General features: G+C 64.7%; 15 protein-coding genes and 1 tRNA gene. 4 read left to right on the forward strand and 12 right to left on the reverse strand.

Annotated features, from left to right (window positions below):
- Positions 1 to 101 precede the first annotated feature (101 nt).
- Positions 102 to 989, reverse strand: coding sequence for a branched-chain amino acid aminotransferase (locus AC0L3S_RS16055; RefSeq protein ID WP_473279769.1), 888 nt, complete (start codon positions 987 to 989; stop codon positions 102 to 104).
- 118 nt (positions 990 to 1,107) lie between these two features.
- On the opposite strand from AC0L3S_RS16055, the gene AC0L3S_RS16060 reads away from it, so the two are divergent.
- Positions 1,108 to 2,043, forward strand: coding sequence for an alpha/beta hydrolase (locus AC0L3S_RS16060; protein ID WP_473279771.1), 936 nt, complete (start codon positions 1,108 to 1,110; stop codon positions 2,041 to 2,043).
- 48 nt (positions 2,044 to 2,091) lie between these two features.
- Here the strand turns inward: AC0L3S_RS16060 and AC0L3S_RS16065 are convergent, their stop codons facing one another.
- On the reverse strand, positions 2,092 to 2,337 hold the full coding sequence (locus AC0L3S_RS16065; RefSeq protein ID WP_473264217.1) for a hypothetical protein: 246 nt from the start codon (positions 2,335 to 2,337) through the stop codon (positions 2,092 to 2,094).
- Positions 2,338 to 2,614: 277 nt separating this feature from the next.
- Between AC0L3S_RS16065 and AC0L3S_RS16070 the strand changes: the two genes are divergently transcribed.
- Entirely contained in the window at positions 2,615 to 4,198 is a 1,584-nt protein-coding gene (locus tag AC0L3S_RS16070) for a sensor domain-containing diguanylate cyclase (RefSeq protein ID WP_473264216.1), read from the forward strand.
- Between the two features lie 13 nt (positions 4,199 to 4,211).
- Here the strand turns inward: AC0L3S_RS16070 and AC0L3S_RS16075 are convergent, their stop codons facing one another.
- The 3 genes from AC0L3S_RS16075 to AC0L3S_RS16085 form a co-directional block, all read right to left on the reverse strand.
- Complete coding sequence (locus AC0L3S_RS16075) at positions 4,212 to 4,772, reverse strand: carboxymuconolactone decarboxylase family protein (protein ID WP_354063357.1); 561 nt, start codon at positions 4,770 to 4,772, stop codon at positions 4,212 to 4,214.
- A gap of 111 nt (positions 4,773 to 4,883) precedes the next feature.
- Complete coding sequence (locus AC0L3S_RS16080; protein WP_473279773.1) at positions 4,884 to 6,044, reverse strand: PLP-dependent cysteine synthase family protein; 1,161 nt, start codon at positions 6,042 to 6,044, stop codon at positions 4,884 to 4,886.
- Positions 6,045 to 6,089: 45 nt separating this feature from the next.
- Positions 6,090 to 6,554, reverse strand: coding sequence for an Lrp/AsnC family transcriptional regulator (locus AC0L3S_RS16085; protein WP_473279775.1), 465 nt, complete (start codon positions 6,552 to 6,554; stop codon positions 6,090 to 6,092).
- A gap of 163 nt (positions 6,555 to 6,717) precedes the next feature.
- Between AC0L3S_RS16085 and AC0L3S_RS16090 the strand changes: the two genes are divergently transcribed.
- The gene (locus AC0L3S_RS16090) at positions 6,718 to 7,731 is read left to right on the forward strand and encodes a 1-aminocyclopropane-1-carboxylate deaminase (RefSeq protein WP_007599136.1); all 1,014 of its coding nucleotides are present in this window, start codon (positions 6,718 to 6,720) and stop codon (positions 7,729 to 7,731) included.
- Positions 7,732 to 7,937: 206 nt separating this feature from the next.
- On the opposite strand, the gene recQ is transcribed toward AC0L3S_RS16090, so the two are convergent.
- The 6 genes from recQ to AC0L3S_RS16120 form a co-directional block, all read right to left on the reverse strand.
- Complete coding sequence (recQ, locus tag AC0L3S_RS16095; protein ID WP_473279777.1) at positions 7,938 to 9,803, reverse strand: DNA helicase RecQ; 1,866 nt, start codon at positions 9,801 to 9,803, stop codon at positions 7,938 to 7,940.
- Positions 9,804 to 9,925: 122 nt separating this feature from the next.
- Entirely contained in the window at positions 9,926 to 10,669 is a 744-nt protein-coding gene (locus AC0L3S_RS16100; RefSeq protein WP_473279779.1) for a polysaccharide deacetylase family protein, read from the reverse strand.
- Positions 10,670 to 10,773: 104 nt separating this feature from the next.
- A complete protein-coding gene (gene metA / locus AC0L3S_RS16105) occupies positions 10,774 to 11,775 on the reverse strand; it encodes a homoserine O-succinyltransferase MetA (RefSeq protein WP_473279781.1) in 1,002 nt (333 codons plus the stop codon).
- Positions 11,776 to 11,787: 12 nt separating this feature from the next.
- Positions 11,788 to 13,089 carry an O-acetylhomoserine aminocarboxypropyltransferase/cysteine synthase family protein gene (locus AC0L3S_RS16110; RefSeq protein ID WP_473264210.1) on the reverse strand — a complete coding sequence of 434 codons (1,302 nt, stop codon included), beginning with the start codon at positions 13,087 to 13,089 and terminating at the stop codon, positions 11,788 to 11,790.
- A gap of 251 nt (positions 13,090 to 13,340) precedes the next feature.
- Positions 13,341 to 14,918: an amidase family protein gene (locus AC0L3S_RS16115; RefSeq protein ID WP_473279783.1), complete on the reverse strand. Its 1,578-nt coding sequence runs from the start codon at positions 14,916 to 14,918 to the stop codon at positions 13,341 to 13,343.
- A 347-nt stretch (positions 14,919 to 15,265) separates the two neighbouring features.
- Positions 15,266 to 15,355 (reverse strand) — tRNA-Ser (locus tag AC0L3S_RS16120).
- 196 nt (positions 15,356 to 15,551) lie between these two features.
- Between AC0L3S_RS16120 and AC0L3S_RS16125 the strand changes: the two genes are divergently transcribed.
- Positions 15,552 to 15,893 (forward strand): hypothetical protein, encoded by a 342-nt coding sequence (locus AC0L3S_RS16125; RefSeq protein ID WP_473279785.1) that lies wholly within the window; start codon positions 15,552 to 15,554, stop codon positions 15,891 to 15,893.
- Between the two features lie 51 nt (positions 15,894 to 15,944).
- Here AC0L3S_RS16125 and AC0L3S_RS16130 read toward each other — a convergent pair whose 3' ends face one another.
- Positions 15,945 to 17,408: a trehalose-6-phosphate synthase gene (locus AC0L3S_RS16130; protein ID WP_473279787.1), complete on the reverse strand. Its 1,464-nt coding sequence runs from the start codon at positions 17,406 to 17,408 to the stop codon at positions 15,945 to 15,947.
- Positions 17,409 to 17,451 lie beyond the last annotated feature (43 nt).

The following is a 17,451-nucleotide window of genomic DNA, read 5'->3' on the forward strand; positions in this document are numbered from 1 at the left end:
TCGATTGTGGGCGCTAGACGTACCGAACGACGAATCTTCGCCAAACTGCTCTCTGGGCTAATGGGTCCTGGCTTTCGCCAGGACGACGGCAGCAGCGCGAATCAAGCCGCCAGCTTCACCGCATGGGCGAAGTCCCAATAGAGCTTGCGCGCGCGAATGTAGAGCGGGCCCGGCTGCAGCTCGCGATCGTCAATGCGGATCACCGGCGCGACCTTTGCGAAATTTCCGGTAGAAAAGATCTCGTCGGCGGCGAGGAAGTCGGCATAGCGCAGCGTCTTCTCGACCACGGTGACGCCGTCGGCGCGAAGCAGGCTGATGACGCGCTGGCGGGTGATGCCGTTGAGGAAGGTGCCGTTCGGCACCGGCGTGTAGACCACGCCGTCCCTGGCCATGAACACGTTGGAATTGCCGAACTCCGCCACGTTGCCGAGCATGTCGAGCATCAGCGCGTTCTGGAAGCCGCGCGAGGCCGCCTCGGCAAGCGCGCGCGAATTGTTTGGATAGAGACAGGCGGCCTTGGCCTCGACCGGCGCGCATTCGGCGGTGGGCCTGCGGAACGGCGACAGCGTGATCGCGTTGCCGACGGGCTTCGGCATCGGCGCCTCGTAGATGCACAGGCACCAATCGGTGGTCTCGGGATCGAACAGCACGCCGCCGCCCGATCCGTTCCGCGCCCAGTACATCGGACGGACGTAGAGCTCGGCATTTGGCGCGAAGCGCGCGATGCCCTCGTTTGCGAGTGTCATCCAGGTTCCGGTGTCGACCACCGGCTTCAGCCCAAAGTTGATCGCGGATTGATTGGCGCGGGCGACGTGGCGGTCGAGATCGGGCGCGACGCCTTCGAACGCACGCGCGCCGTCGAACACGACCGAGCCGAGCCAGGCCGCATGCGTGCGCGGGCCCATGATCGGCACATTGCCGTCATGCCATTTGCCCTCGAAGAAGGTCCAGCTCGGCGAATAGGCGATGGGCTTTTTGATCTCGGCCATGACCGGCCTCTCCCCTTGGCGTGGTGCCGCACTATAGCGCCACTATTGAGCGTAATTTCTAAATGATTCCCCGCGGGAAAATGGTGAGTTACCCTCCCGGGAGGGGAAAGGAAGCACCATGCCGCTCGATCCGCTCGCAAAGCGTTTGTTGACCATAATGGCTGCGGCTGCGCCGCAGGCACGGAGCCGGCCCAGCGTGGAAGCGCGGCGCCAGTCATTGGCAAAGCTGATGCAGTTCGCGCGCGCCGATGCGCCTGACGTGGCGACGTCCGACGGCGTGCTGCCTGGTCCCGGCGGTGCGCTGCCCTATCGCCTCTATTCACCGGCAGGTGCCGATGATCGCGCGCCCGGCTTCGTGTTCTTTCACGGCGGCGGGCTGGTTGCCGGCAGCATCGCTACGCATGACCGCATCGCGGCAGCGTTGGCACATGCGACCGGTTGCCGCCTCATCTCGGTCGACTACCGGCTGGCGCCCGAGCACAAATTCCCCGCCGCCGTGGACGATGCGATCGCCGCCACGGAATGGGTCGCGCGCGAGGCCGCATCGCTCGGCATCGACGCCGGGCGTCTGGTGCTCGGCGGCGATTCCGCCGGTGCAACGCTCGCCGCGATCGTGTGTCAGGAGGCGGCGCAGACCGCAGGCCTTTCCATCGTCGCGCAATGCCTGATCTGCCCGGTGCTGGATTTCGAGGAGGCCTCGCCTTCGCGGCAAGCATTCGCCGAGGGCCACCTGATCGACCGCGTCACGATCGAAGCCGATCTCGCCGACTATCTGCCCGAGGCGTTGGACGCTGCCGATCCCCGCATCTCGCCCCTGCGCGGGACACGGCTTGCGGGCCTGGCGACCGCCATCATCCACACCGCCGAGTTCGACCCGATGCGCGACGAGGGCAATGCCTATGCCCGCAAGCTGCTCGCGGCGGGTGTCGCGGTCGAGCACGTCTGCCACGAGGGCATGGTCCACAATTTCCACGCCATGGGCGCAATTCTGCCGCAGGCGCAGCTCGTGCTGTCGCAGATCGGTGAGCAGGTCAGGCGGGCGGTGGGAACGTGAAGCACCTGGTGCTGCCGCCTCCCGCAATGGGAGAGGAAAGAGAATGCCTCACGCTCTCGCCTCGATGACGGAACGCGCCGCCGCGACGTAGCTTGGCCAATGCGAATCCGCATAACGCTCCGCCTGCCACGCGCAGGTGATTTCGGGCGCATGCGCAGCCGCGATCATGCGCGCAAAGCGCTCTTCGGCGACCGTCACGTCGTCGGACGCGGCCGAGGGGGCGGCTGCTGCGACGCTCGGCGCAACGGCGAGTCCCGTCAGTCCGGCGAGCAGGATGCGGCGTGACGTGTCCATGGCTGTCGTTCTCCAGTGTCCGGCCTGCACTCTGGCGGAGGATGTGTCCGTGCGGTCACGGCAACGTACCTGCGTGCATTCGCACCGTCCACCGATTGCGGACACCGCGTGACCACACGGGCGATCACAATCCATCCAGCAGGCAGTTCCGCCATCGGGTAGACGAGGGCCGGATGCGTGAACCAATTATTAGCCCTCTCGCAAAATCGCGCACCAGCTTACCCTTCTGCAAGTAAGCTTCGGGCAAACTGGGCCGCTTTCGCCTGGGAGGTTGGGAATGCCCCGCTTGGTATCGGAACGAACGTTCCTCGCCGGCCAGATCTTCTTCAACTTCGGTCAGTCGACGATCGATTGCGTCGTGCGCCGGATGTCCGAAGACGGCGCGACGCTGGAGGTGCAGAGCAGCCTCGGCGTGCCCGATCGGTTCCAGCTCCGGCTCGCAGGCCAGGAAATCCTCTCCTGCCATGTGCTCTGGCGGTCGGACCGTCAGGTCGGCATTGCGCTCGGAGCGGAAGATCATGTCGAGGCGAAGACCGTGGACGAGCAGGAGCGGCGGACCGATTCGCTGATACGCGGACAGATGCTGGCGCTTCGCGCAGCGCTTGATTTCGTCCCACTGGGCATCGTGCTGCTGGATGCCAATCTCCGCGCGCAATTGATCAATCGGGCGTTCCGGCAGATGTGGCTGTTGCCGGATGAAGTCGCCAACAGCAACCCGTCATTTGTGACGCTGATGCATCATGGCCGCGATACGCTAGCCTACGAGATTCCGCCGGCCGAGCTGGAGGCCTATGTCGCCGAGCGCGTCCGTCAAATACAGGTAGGCGATGCGTCTCCGCGCGACCTGCGCCGTACCAGCGGCGACGTCGTTCGGATGCAATGCACGCCTCTGCCCAACGGCGGGCGGATGCTGACCTATACGCCGGTCACCGACATCGTGCGCTACTCCGACGAGCTGAAATTGCTGCGCGACGCCCTCGAGAATGTCGAGGACGGCGTGTTGCTGCTCGACCGCGATCTCAATGCCAGCTTCATGAACCGGCGCATGCGGCGGTTCTGGGAGGTGAGCGAACAGGAAGCTGCCGCCCGCCCGACCTATGCATCGTTGGTCAGCCGGGTGCACCGTGCGAGCGCGCCCGATCTGCCGGCGAACGAACTGGCGAAATTTCCCGTCAAGCGCGTCGCCGAGGTCAAGGCGGGCGATCATGTGCGCGACCTCCAGACGCCGGATGCGCGGCGGATCAGGGCCCACTGCACCACGATGTCGAACGGCGGCCGCATGCTGACCTATGTCGACATTACCGATCTCACCAACAAGGCCAACATGCTGGAGCGTCTGGCCACCACCGACCCGCTCACGGGCCTCTATAACCGCCGCCATTTGCTGGGCTCGCTTGAGGCCGAATGGAGCCGCTTCCAGCGCTACTACCGCTCTGTTTCGGTCCTGATGCTCGACATCGATCATTTTAAGTCGGTCAACGACCGCTATGGTCACGCGGTCGGAGACGAGGCGATCAAGGCCGTGGCGGCCGCATGCCTCGATGGCAAGCGCAAATCGGACGTCGTCGGCCGCTTCGGCGGCGAGGAGTTCGCGATTCTGCTGCCCGAAACCAGCCTGTCGCGTGCAAGAATCGTCGCCGATCGCATCCGCAAGCGCGTGATGAGCGCACAGATCGCCGCCGATCAAATTCAGTTCGGCGTCACCGTGAGCATCGGCATTGCGGAAGCAAGTGTCAGCATGTCCGGCATCGACGCCTTGATGAGCGCGGCCGATCACGCGCTCTACCAGGCAAAGGCCGAAGGCCGCAACCGCTGCGTCGCCTGGTCGCCCCCGCCGCCCATGAACAAGGCGGCGGAGTGATCGCACCGTCGATCTATTCCGGCACCGGCACGTCGAACGTGTTCAGCGTCACCGACACCATGCAGTAAACGCCGACGAGATAGGACAGTTCGGCCGCGCCGTGCTCGCCGAATTCCTTGACCGCGGCCCGATAAGTCAGTTCCGGCAGCACGCCGCCGCTGACCAATGCGGACGCCACGTCGTAGGCGACGGCTTCCTGCTTGGTGAGATCGACCGGCCGCTGTCCAGCGACGATGGTCGCGAGCTTCTCGTCGGAGAGGCCGCGCTGCTCGGCGACCAGCACATGCGCATAGAGCTCGTAGCCGGAGCGGAAATGCGAGCCGGTGACGAGGATCGCGACCTCGCGCACCGGCGCCGGCAGCAGCGGGTTCGCCGCGATCGCCTTGACCAGCTCCCACACCGGCTTGCCAAAACGCGGCTCGCGGATCCATGGATTCCAGGGCCCGAGCAGCGCGCCATCGTCGCGCATGTTCACAAAGCCCTTGAAGTGGTCCTTGATGCCCGCTCGCATGTCGTCATAGAGCGGCTTCTGTTCGGCACTCAGGTCTTTCGGATCGAGAATGGGCAGGCGCACGGCAGGTCTCCTCGTTGAGAAGGCGCGAAACTCGCCCGCACGCACGCGCAAGGCAAGTGAAGTTGCCGTGACGGCCGTGCAATTTTGCAAATGGCAGGCAGGCGCCAGCTATCAGGCGCCAGGATGTCGCAAGTTCTGCGGATTCGTTACGTCTTCGAACTCGAGCGCCAGTGGCTGCGCCGTATCGAGGAACGACGACAAGGCCGCCTCGAACGGCGCCGGATCGAGACCGCGCGCTTTCAGCCAGGCGGGCTCATAATAGGTCTGCCGGTAGCGCTCGCCGGAATCGCAGATCAGCGTCACCAGCGACCCCGTCTGATTCGCCTTTCGCATGTCCGAGGCGAGCCGGCACAGCGCCAGGAAGTTGGTGCCTGTAGAGCCCCCCACCGCGCGGCGCAGCCGACGCGACAGCACGTTCATCGCCGCGATCGTTGCCGCATCCGGGATCTTCATCATGCGGTCGACCACGCCCGGCACAAAAGAAGGTTCGCAGCGCGGCCGCCCGACACCTTCGATTAGCGAGGGGCGGTCGCAAACATGGGAGCGATCCTGCGAGCTGAAACAGTCGAAGAAAGCGGAATGCTCGACATCGGCGACGCACAGCCGCGTCGGATATTGGCGATAACGCAAATAGCGTCCGATGGTGGCCGAGGTGCCGCCGGTGCCCGCGCCCATCACGATCCAGTCCGGCAGCGGGCGCGGCTCGCCCTGCAATTGCGTGAAGATGGATTCGGCGATGTTGTTGTTGCCGCGCCAGTCGGTGGCGCGCTCGGCGAAGGTGAACTGGTCCATGTAGTGGCCGCCCAGCCGTGCGGCCAGCGCGCCGGCCTCCGCATACAGCGCGCGGCCGTCGTCGATCAGATGGCAGTTGCCGCCGTAATGCTCGATCGCGGCGATCTTCTCGGCCGAGGTCGTGCGCGGCATCACGGCATAGAAGGGCACGCCGATCATCTGCGCGAAATAGGCTTCCGACACCGCGGTCGATCCCGACGAGGCCTCGACGACAGGCGTGCCTTCGCGGATATGGCCGTTGCAGAGCGCGTAAAGGAAGAGCGAGCGCGCGAGCCGGTGCTTCAGGCTGCCGGTCGGATGCGTGGACTCATCTTTCAGATAGATGTCGATGCCTGACAGCGCCGGCACGATCAGCCGGATCAGATGCGTGTCGGCCGTGCGGCACTGGTCGGCCTCGATCGCGGCGACCGCCTCGTCCACCCAACCGCGCCGATAGGCCGGCCCGGCCGGATTGAGGTGGCGGAAGGGGAATGACTGCATCACCTGAATCTCTCATGATGCGGATCGCGCATCAATAGCTTCCGCTCAAAACTCCAGTGGCGCGTTGTCGACGACTTCCTTCATCACGAAGAAGGTGCGGGTCTGGCGCACGCCCGGCAGCGCGATCAGCTGCTCGCCATGGATACGGTTGAAGTCCTCCATGTCGCCGACGCGGATCTTGAGGAAATAGTCGAAGTCGCCGGCGACGAGATGACAGTCGAGCACGAATTTAAGGCTGGTGATCGCCTGCTCGAAGATCGCAAAGCTCTCCGGCGTCGAACGGTCGAGCACGACCCCGACCATCACCAGCGTGCCCTTGGCCACCTTCTTGGGCGCGACCATGGCGCGGACGGCGGCGATGAAGCCGTGCTCGAACAGGCGCTGGGTGCGGCGATGGCAGGTGGCGGGGCTGATGGCGACGGTTTCGGCCAGCTCCGCATTGCTGAGGCGTCCGTTATTTTGCAGCAATCGCAACATCTTAAGGTCGATACGATCAAGACGAGCCGACATGGAAGAAACTTCCGTAGTTAGCATCTAGTGCGAAAGAAATACTACGTTATATGGCACTTTCCGCAAGACTGCGCGCAACAGAGGCGCAATAATTGAAAGCACCTTTTTGCAGAGCGATGCTAGCGTTTTTCGAGACATTAACGCCAATCGGGATGACCTTACGATGCTCGAAAAATTCGCGCGCTATCCGCTGACCTTTGGTCCGACGCCCATCGAGAAGCTGGAGCGGCTGTCGAAGCATCTCGGCGGCAACGTCGAGGTCTACGCCAAGCGCGAGGACTGCAATTCCGGGCTCGCTTACGGCGGCAACAAGCTGCGCAAGCTCGAATACATCATCCCCGACGCGATCGCCTCGAACGCCGACACGCTGGTCTCTATCGGCGGCGTGCAGTCCAACCACACCCGCATGATCGCGGCGGTTGCGGCCAAGATCGGCATGAAATGCCGCCTGGTGCAGGAAGCCTGGGTGCCGCACGAGGACGCCGTCTATGATCGCGTCGGCAACATCATGCTGTCGCGCATCATGGGCGCCGACGTGCGCCTGGTCGACGATGGCTTCGACATCGGCATCCGCAAGAGCTGGGAGGAGGCGATCGAGGAGGTGAAGGCGGCGGGTGGCAAGCCCTATGCGATTCCCGCCGGCGCCTCCGTGCATAAATTCGGCGGCCTCGGCTATGTCGGCTTCGCCGAAGAAGTGCGCAAGCAGGAAGCCGAGCTCGGCTTCAAGTTCGACTACATCGTGGTCTGCACCGTCACCGGCTCGACCCATGCCGGCATGCTGGTCGGCTTCGCCGCCGATGGCCGCGCGCGAAAGGTGATCGGCATCGACGCGTCCTTCACCCCGGCGCAGACCAAGGCGCAGGTGCTCTCGATCGCGCAGAACACGGCCAAGCTCGTCGAACTCGGCCAGGATCTCGTCGCCGACGACGTCGTGCTGATCGAGGATTACGCTTATCCCGCCTATGGCGTGCCGTCGGAAGAGACCAAGGAGGCGATCCGCCTCACCGCGCGTCTCGAAGCCATGATCACCGACCCCGTCTACGAGGGCAAGTCGATGCAGGGCCTGATCGACCTTACGCAGAAGGGCTATTTCGAGAAGGGCGCAAAGATCCTCTACGCCCATCTCGGCGGCGCGCCGGCGCTGAACGGCTATGGGTATGCATTCAGGAACGGCTAGCGCGTCGGTGATGTGAGGCGGCGCGCACCTCCCCACGAGTGTCGTCCTGGCGAAAGCCAGGATCCATTACCCCGACTGCCAATTGTTGAAGCACGCCGAGGCAGTCAGCGTGCCTCTTCCTACGGCCTGTGGCTATGGATCCCGGATCTGCGCTCCGCTCCGCTTCGCTTGTCCGGGATGACGACGTGAGGAGAGATGGCCGCGCCCTACCGTGTCCTGACGATCTGCAGCAGCTCGTCGCCGTAATGCTCGAGCTTCTTGTCGCCGATGCCGGGCACATTGCGCAGCTCGTCCATCGTGGTCGGCCACGCGCGCACGATGCCGTCGATGGTGGCGTCGTGCAGCACGACATACGCCGGCACGCCACGTGCGCGGGCAATCTCCGAGCGCCACGCGCGTAGCCGCGTGCGCAATTCAGGATCGACATCGCCCTGCGCCGCGTCGGCTGCCGGCGCCAGATCACCGCGGCGGGACTTGGCGCGGCTCGAACGGATCCGGGCCCCGGGCGCTTCCTCGCGCAGCCACACTTCAGTTTCGCCTCGCAGCACGCCGCGCGACGAGTCCGTCAGCTTCAGCGCGCCGAAAGCTTCGCTGTCACTCAGCAAATGCCCCATTGCCACGAGCTGCCGCAGCACCGTGCGCCACTGCTTCTCGTTGAGCTCGCGTCCGATGCCGAACACCGTGAGCTTGTCGTGGCCGAACTGCGTCACCTTCTCGGTCAGGCGTCCGATCAGCACGTCGATGAGATGCATCGCGCCGAAACGCTGCCCGGTGCGATAGGCACAGGATAGCAATTTTTGCGCCAGCACCTTGCCGTCGCGCATTTTCGGCGGCGTCAGGCAATTGTCGCAATTGCCGCAGCCCTCGCCCATCACGATCTCGCCGAAATAGGCGAGCAGCCGCCGGCGCCGGCAGTGCGGCGTTTCGGCAAGGCCAACGAGCGCATCGAGCTTGCCGATCGAGACCCGCTTGAATTCGTCGGAGCCGCTCGATTCGTCGATCATGCGGCGCTGCTGCACGATGTCCGAGAGACCATAGGCCATCCAGGCCGCCGACGGCTTGCCGTCACGGCCGGCGCGTCCTGTCTCCTGGTAATAGGCCTCGATGCTCTTGGGCAGATCGAGATGCGCGACGAAGCGCACATCGGGCTTGTCGATGCCCATGCCGAAGGCAATGGTCGCGACGATGACGATGCCGTCCTCGTTGAGGAAGCGGTCCTGGTTGCACGAGCGAACGCTGCTGTCGAGCCCGGCGTGGTAGGGCAACGCCGCAATGCCGGCATCGTCGAGCGCGGCGGCGACCTCCTCCACCCGTTTGCGGGACAGGCAATAGACGACGCCCGCATCTCCCGCGTGACGCTCCCGGATGAAATCCTTGAGCTGCGACACCGCGTTGCGTTTGTCGACGATCTCATAACGGATGTTGGGACGATCGAAGCTGGAGACGAAGTGCGGACTGTCTGCAAGCGCAAGCCGCTCGACGATTTCCTTGCGGGTCAATTCGTCGGCAGTCGCGGTCAGCGCGATGCGCGGCACGTCGGGAAAGCGCTCGGCGATGATCGACAGGCCGACATATTCGGGGCGGAAATCATGGCCCCATTGCGAGACGCAATGCGCCTCGTCGATCGCGAACAGCGCCACTTTCGCCCGCGCGAGCAGCGCCAGGCAGCGCGGCGTCACCAGCCGTTCCGGCGCGACATAGAGCAGGTCGAGATCACCCGCGAGCAGGCGCCGCTCGATGTCTGAGGCTTCCTGCGCGGTCAGCGACGAGTTCAGCGCGGCGGCGTTGACGCCTGCTTCGAGCATGGCGGCGACCTGATCGCGCATCAGCGCAATCAAGGGCGACACCACGACACCGCAGCCTTCGCGCAGCAGCGCCGGTAATTGATAGCACAGCGACTTGCCGCCGCCGGTCGGCATCAACACCAGGCAATTGCCGCCGTCCGTGACGTGCCGGATGATCTCACCCTGCGCGCCGCGGAACCCGGGCAGGCCGAACACCGAACGCAGCACCGAGAGCGCATCGCGGCCCTGGGCCGGCGCAGACAGCGGAGCGGTGGAAGGAGAGGACATGGGCATGTCGGGCTGAGGCCGTGAGATTCGTCACAAGGCCAGTCGCATGACCGCGCAGGCGTGGCAAGACTGTTTGCGCGCAGGACGCCGCCTTCCCCCTCCCTTTGTGGGAAGAACGCTTCTTACGCCCCGATCCTTCGCAGCGCTTCCGCGACCGTCACGATCGGCATGTCGCGCTTCCCGGCGGCCTGCAGCGCATGGCGCATCAGGTCCGGCGTGCAGCCATACGGGCTCGGCGCCTTGGCGACGTCATGGCCGTAGAAGATCAGCCATCCGCCGCTCTCGACCGCCTCGTCGAAATAGCGATCGACACCCGCAATATCGATCTCGCAATCGACCAGCGGCGAGGCCCGCAGGAACTGGAGATCGATGACGTCGCGATTGACGCCGGGAAGGATGCCGCGCGCCGAGCGGAAGGTCCTGGCGAGCTGCGACTTGCGCCACACCGACGCGATGCCATAGGGGTAAGCGAAATTTTCCAGCGTGATCGAAGAATCGATGCCGCGAAAATGGCTGCGGTTCCGCTCGATCTCGCGGGCCATGGCGGCCTCGTCGAGATTGACCGCACTCAGGTGCGAGAAGGTGTGGCAGGCGATCTCGTGCCCGGCCCGGTGAAGCCGCACGATGGCGTCGTTGGACAGGCCGTGCCAGTGGTCCGAGGGACGATCGACCAGGCTGCCGGCGAGATAGAACGTACCGCGGCCGCCATGCTGCTCCAGAAGCCCGGCGCCCTCGCCTGCGGCGCTATCGGGGGCATCGTCGAAGGTGAAGCTCACCATGGGCGCATGCGCGGGCAGCCGGTGCGGCGCGGCGCGGAAATGCCGGGCCAGCCGATTGCTGACGCGTCCCTGGAGTGCCGACCACACGACTCGCATTTCCTGTTTGCCCTGCCCCTCACTGAAGCATTCGTGCGCCGCTCGAGGCAAGCTTCACACTTCGTTAGTCCTAACGTCGAGCCCGTCGTCCCGACCTAACGCGCAAGCACCGACGCGTCGGTCCCTGCGCCGAGATATTGCAGCCAGTTCCGGAACAATGCCGCCGCGGCGCTGCCCGCGGCAATGTCGGCACGCAAATTCAGCGCCGGCAGCTCGTTGCTGAGCGCGGGGTGGCGCTGGTGCCTTGCCTGTTTCTCGAAGCGGGCCAGCTTCTCTTCCGTCGCAGCGTCAAAATAGCTCACGGGCAAATGCGGATAATTGTCGCGCTCACGCGCGAGATACCGGCCGATGTCGCGCAAATATTCGCGCTGAAGCGACAGCGCGTCGTATTCGGGATGGCCCTGGAAGAACACAAAGCGGCTGGCATATTGGCGGACGAAGATATCGACGCCGGCCTTTGCCGAACGCGTCAGCACCTGGTAGCCGGCCTGCGCGAGGTCGCTCTCGGCGATCTCGTTGAGGCGCGAATGCGAGACCTTGAGCGGCGCAGGCGCGGCCCGCGTCAGCGGATCGCTGGTCACGGCTTCGCAGTCGAAAATGCCGTGACATTTGGCGGGCAGCGGCCGCCGTTCGATGCGGTCGAGATGCAGCACCGCGGCATGCGCGGCGAGGCACGACCAGATCGTCGAGCGCGTGTTGACCTTGGCCCAGTCGATCAGCTCGGTGAGGTCGCGCCAGTACGGTTCCCGGTCGAGCTCGGGCGCGATCGGCTCGGCGCCGGTCACGATCAGGCCGTCGAACTTGTGACGCCTGAGCTCGGTGAGTTCGGAATACTCGCTCTCGACATGCCATCTCGCTTCCGGCGAGCGCTTGACCGAGGGCAGCGAGAAGCAGTGAAAGCGAATGCGGCGCGGACCTGCAGCGGCTTGCAGCAGCTTCATGAACTGCCGCTCGGTCGCCTTCAGCGCCGGATCCGGCATGTTGTTGATCAAGCCGATCGTAAGCTCGGTCCCGCCGGACTCGCGCGCCAGATCGCCCGCTCCCGGCACCAGCGCCGGGCTCGATATGGCTTGATCCCTGTCGATCAGGATCGTCATCAGCGCGGCCGCTTACTCCGCGGCCTGGAGGCGCGCGGACGGGCAGGCCTTTTCCAGGGCCTGGTCGAGGTCCTCGATGATGTCCTGGCAATGTTCGATGCCGATCGACAAGCGGATCGTTTCCGGCAAAACACCGGCGACCCGTTGCTGCTCCGCCGACATCTGCCGGTGCGTGGTCGAGGCCGGATGGCAGGCTAGCGACTTGGCATCGCCGATATTGACGAGGCGCGTGATCAGCTTCAACGCGTCGTAGAAGGACTTGCCGCCTTCCATGCCGCCCTTGATGCCGAAGGTGAACAGCGACGAGGCGTTGCCGTCGAGATATTTCTGCACCAGCGGATAATAGGGACTATCGGGGAAGCCGGTGTAGTTGACCCAGGCCACGCGCGGATCCTTGCGCAGGAAGTCGGCGACCTTGCGGGCATTCTCGCAGTGGCGCTCCATGCGCAGCGCGACGGTCTCGATGCCCTGGAGCAGCAGGAAGGCGTTGAACGGCGACAGCACCGAACCCATGGTGCGCTGATAGATGCTGCGCGCGCGCTCGATATAGGCTGTGCGGCCGAAGCGCTCGGCATAGACGAGGCCATGATAGGAGGCGTCCGGCTTGTTGTAGCCGGGGAAGCGATCGGCGTGCTTGGCCCAGGGGAAATTTCCGGAATCGACGATGGCGCCGCCGAGCGTGGTGCCGTGGCCGCCCAGAAACTTGGTCAGCGAATGCACGGCGATGTCGGCGCCGTAATCGAACGGCTTGAGCAGGATGGGTGTTGCAACGGTATTGTCGACGATCAGCGGCACGCCATGGGCATGGGCGATCTTCGCCAGCGCCTCGATGTCGCAGACATTGCCGGCGGGATTGCCGATGGTTTCGGCGAAAACCGCGCGGGTGTTCTCGTCGATCAGCTTTTCAATCGCCTCGGGCTTGTCGCTCTCGGCGAAGCGGCCGGTGATGCCCTGCCGCGGCAGGATGTGCGAGAGCAGCGTATGCGTGGTGCCGTAGAGCTGCGGCACGGAAACGATGTTGCCGCCGTGGTCGGCGACGTTGACGAAGGCGAAATGCAGCGCGGCCTGCCCGGTCGCGACCGCAAGCGCGCCGACGCCGCCCTCGAGCTCGGCGATACGTTTCTCCAGCACCGCGCTGGTCGGATTGGCGATGCGGCTGTAGCGATAGCCTTCGGTCTCGAGATTGAAGAGCGCCGCGCCGTGATCGGCGCTGTCGAAGGCGTAGGCCGCAGTCTGGTAGATCGGCACGGCAACCGCGTGCGTGGTGGCTTCGGGCTCGTAGCCGGCGTGAATAGCGATCGTCTCGTTGCGCATCGTGCCACCTCCGCGTGGAGCGGGCCGCACTTATTGGCCTGTATGAGGCATGTGCGTTGTCCGCCGTCCCTCTGTTAGAGGCGGGTGGTAAAGCGGACAATAATTCGTCTAGAGATCGAGGAAGTAACCCTAACACTTGTTGGGGAATTGGCTAAAATTCGAGTCAAATTGGATTAATGAAGTTTGCGCAGCCGGCTGACTGGCTTCCTTCTCCCCTTGCGCAGGGGAGAAGGTGAAACCTTCGCTGCCTATCAGTCCATCTGCTCCCACAGCCGATGGGCGAGCACGCCGGCCCGCTTCTCGATCGCGGCCGCGGCATCGAGCGCGAGGTCCTCGCGATAGCGTCCGGCAATGAGCTGCACGCCGATCGGCTTGCCATCGTGCAGCGTCACCGGCACCACGGCGCCGGGCAGGCCCAGCACGTTGATCGCGGAGATGAAGCGGATCTCGCCCCAGAAAATCTCGCGCACGCGCTCGGGGCTGACGGTGTCCTCTCGCGGGCTAGGCGTCGGCTTCACCGTGGTCGGTGCCAGCACCACCGGATATTCCTCGAAGAACAGTTGCCAAGCGCGGATATGGCCGTTCCGCGCGGCGGTGGCCTGCATCCAGGCCTTGAGGTCGAGCACGTTGGCCTTGGCTTTCATGCCGCTCCAGGCCTTGTGGAAGTCCTCCGACGTCACCTTCAGCATGCTGGCTTCCTGCAACACCATCGTCTCGTTCGTGATGATGTCGCACCAGGTCTGCCAGACGCCGTCGATGTCGGGCACATCGACCTCGCTGACGCGATAGCCGGAACGCTCCAGATGATCGGCGGCCTGGCGCAAGGCCGCCGCGACGTGTGGATCGACGTCCATGTCTTCGGGAATCCTGGCGAGCGCGACCTTGATCGGCCCTTTCGGTTTCGGCCCGACCAGCGGCGCCGGCACCCACCAGGGATCGCGCGGATCGCGCTGGCTCATCGCCTCCAGCGCGAGCCTGACGTCGGCGACGTGGCGGGCGAGCGGCCCCTGCGCCGACATCAGATGCGCCAGCATCGGCCGCTCGGCGGTTGCGCTCGCGTTGAAAGCGGGAATACGCCCCTGCGTCGGCTTGATGGTCGCAACGCCGTTGCAATGCGCCGGCCAGCGCAGCGAGCCGCCGATGTCGTTGCCGTGCGCGATGGTGCCGATGCCGGCGGCGACGGCCGAACCCGCACCGCCCGAGGAGCCACCGCAGGTGATGTCCGGATCCCACGGATTGAGCGTCAGCCCGTGCAAGGGGTTGTCGGTGAAGCCGCGGAAGGAGAATTCCGGCGTGTTGGTGAGGCCGATGACGACCGCGCCTGCCTTCTTCAGGTTGCGCACCACGGGCGAATCCGACGGCGCGATGAGGTCCTTGTTGGCGGGAACGCCATTGAAATTCGGGCGGCCTTGGTAGTCGACATTCTCTTTGATCGTGATCGGTACGCCGTGCAGGAGGCCGAGCTCGCCGCCCCTCGCGCGCTGCTTGTCGGCCGCGTGCGCGGCGTTCAGCGCTTCCTCGCTGAGATCGACGACGACGGCGTTCAGCCTCGGGTTGACGGCACGCATCCGCTCAAGATGCGCCTCGACGGTCTCGACCGCGGAGATAGCGCCGGAGCGGATGGCGGCCGCGGTCTCGACCGCCGACCATTGCCAGGCCGGGCCTTTTGGGCGGCGTGGTGCTGATGATTTGCGCGGAGCTGCCTTCTTCACCGGCTTCGTTGCGGCCTTCGCGACCTTGCCCTTGCGAATGGCGCTTTTCTTGCTGGAGGTCTTCGCTGCTTTCTTCGCAGCAGTTTTCTTCCTGGTCGCCGTCTTCTTCTTCGCCACGTCGCATCTCCTCACATTGCGCCGCGGAAGTTATGGAGGTCACACGACCGTGTACAGGCGCGTTTCTGCATGGCGCGCGATCGCGACGCGTTGTCGCGGCCGAAGGCGCGCGAGAGACGCTCATGCACCTTTGGGTCTTTTCCCACGACGCATGTACTGGCTGAATGATGGACTAAACTGCCGCCAGATTGCGGCATCGCGACCGGGTTTTGAGGCCGCCATTTGGACAGCGACAAATTGGAGCATTTGCCTGCAGCCGCATCGCCATGTCGGCAGCGATCGCCGATGGAAGGGCGTCGCGGACGGGCGAGAGGAACGGAAGGTATGGGTTGGCCGGACGGGGCTGATGGCGGAGAGAGTGGGATTCGAACCCACGGTACGGTTTCCCGCACACACGCTTTCCAAGCGTGCGCCTTAAGCCACTCGGCCATCTCTCCGGAGCGCACTCTCTTGAAGGGGCGCCGATGATTTTGCAAGGGATCGCGGGGGAATCGGGTGATTTTTCCCTAAGATGTTGTATTTCATAGACAATATCAGGCGCCGCGCCACCGCTCGGAACCGCCCGCCGGCTGAACCGGCGGCGGGTTTGGCGCGACGATTCACTCAAGACCGTCAAACACGTCCGGGGGCACCATGACCATCCGCAACACCATCGCCGCGCTGAGCCTGATCTCGGCCCTTGCCGCCGCCTTCGCCGGACCGGCCGCCGCACAGGTCTGCACCCGGCAAGGGGTCGATGTCAGCTGTGACGACGGGCGGCGCGGGATGCTTTCCGGCGATGCCATCCTCTGGCCGGACGGCACCCGTTCGAGCGCGACGCCGCATCAAAGCGTCATCATCGGCAACAAGAGCTCGGTGCATGTCGGGCCCGGGGTGTTCGTCGGCCAGGGCAAGGGCATGGTGCCGCTCGACGATCCGAACGCGCCGAACAAGCGGCAGTGCGCGATTCTGGAGGGCGTGTCGTATTGCTATTGAGGCTCTCGTCTTCGCCCCCTGCCCTCCCCGCAAGAAACGGGGAGAAGAAGACTAGATCAACCGCACGCCTGAGATCGCCGACTTCAGCCAGCGCAGCGCTTGCGGCGGCTGGTTGGCGAGCGGCGCGACCGCGGCCTTCTCCGTCCGGCATTTCTCCAGTTCAGCGACGAAATCCGCCGACCATTGCTGGATGGTGTGGCCGCGCAGCTTCTTCATCATCGCATCCCAGCGCATCTTACGCTCGGTGAGCGGCATCGCGGCCGCGACCGCGATCGCGCGCGCCATGCCGTCGATGTCGTGCGGATTGACCAGCAGGGCGGCGTCGAGCTCGTTGGCCGCGCCGGCGAATTTCGACAGCACCAGCACGCCGGGATCGGCCGGGTTTTGAGCGGCGACGTATTCCTTGGCGACAAGGTTCATGCCGTCGTGCAGCGGCGTCACCACGCCGATCTGTGCGGTGCGGTAGAGACCCGCGAGCACGGCCTGGCTGAAGCCCTTGTTGAGATAGCGGATCGGTGTCCAGTCCGCCTCGCCGTGGCGGCCGTTGACGTCGGACACGAGCCGCGCGACCTCGTTCTGCAAATTGCCATAGGCTTCGATGGCACCGCGCGAAGGATTTGCGATCTGCAACAGCGAAATGCTGCGCGAGAACTGCGGATGCTCGGTCCAGAGCCGATCGAACGCGCTGATGCGGTTGACGAGGCCCTTGGAATAGTCGAGCCGGTCCACGCCGATCGCGAGCCGCTCACCGTTGAGGCTGCGGCGCAGCCGCGACACGTCCGGATGCGACGCCGATTTCGCCGCGTATTGCGCGAACTTCTCGGCGTCGATGCCGATCGGAAAGACTTCGCAGCGCGTTCGGCCATGCTGCGAGATCGCCACGCCGTCTTCCACGGCGAGGCCGAGTTCGCCCGCGACATAGCCTAGAAAATTCTGGCAGTCGTCGTTGGTCTGGAAGCCGATCAGATCGTAGGCCAGCATCGCCGTGATCAGCTCGCGATGATTGGGAACGCCCTGCATCACCGCGGCGACGGGCCATGGCGTATGGAGGAAGAAGCCGATCGGATCGTCGACGCCGAGATCCCGCAGTTCCGCACCGAGCGCGAGGAAATGATAGTCCTGTACCCAGAACGCAGTTTGCGCTTTCCGGAAGCGCATCAAGGCACGCGCCATGAAGGCGTTGACCTCGCGATAGCTGACATAGTCATCGCGCGAGACGCGGATCAGATCGCTGCGCGAGTGCAGCGCCGGCCACAGCGCCGAATTGGCGAAGCCTTCGTAATAGCCGCCATAGTGCGCCGCCGGCAGATCCAGCGTCGCGATCGCACCCGAACCCAGTGCTTCGATTTCTGCGAACGGCTCCTTTTGATGACCATCACGCACACGGCCCGAGGAACCCACCCAAATCGCGCCCGAATGTTCCACGACGGGTAACAACGCCGCCGCGAGACCGCCCGTCATGGGCTCATTGGGCTTGCCGCGCGCGACGCGATTTGAAACGACGACTAAATTCACAGGTCGTCCCCTCCTGTTTCATTCCACCCCATTTAACTGCCGT

Source organism: Bradyrhizobium sp. Ken01 (assembly GCF_055807355.1).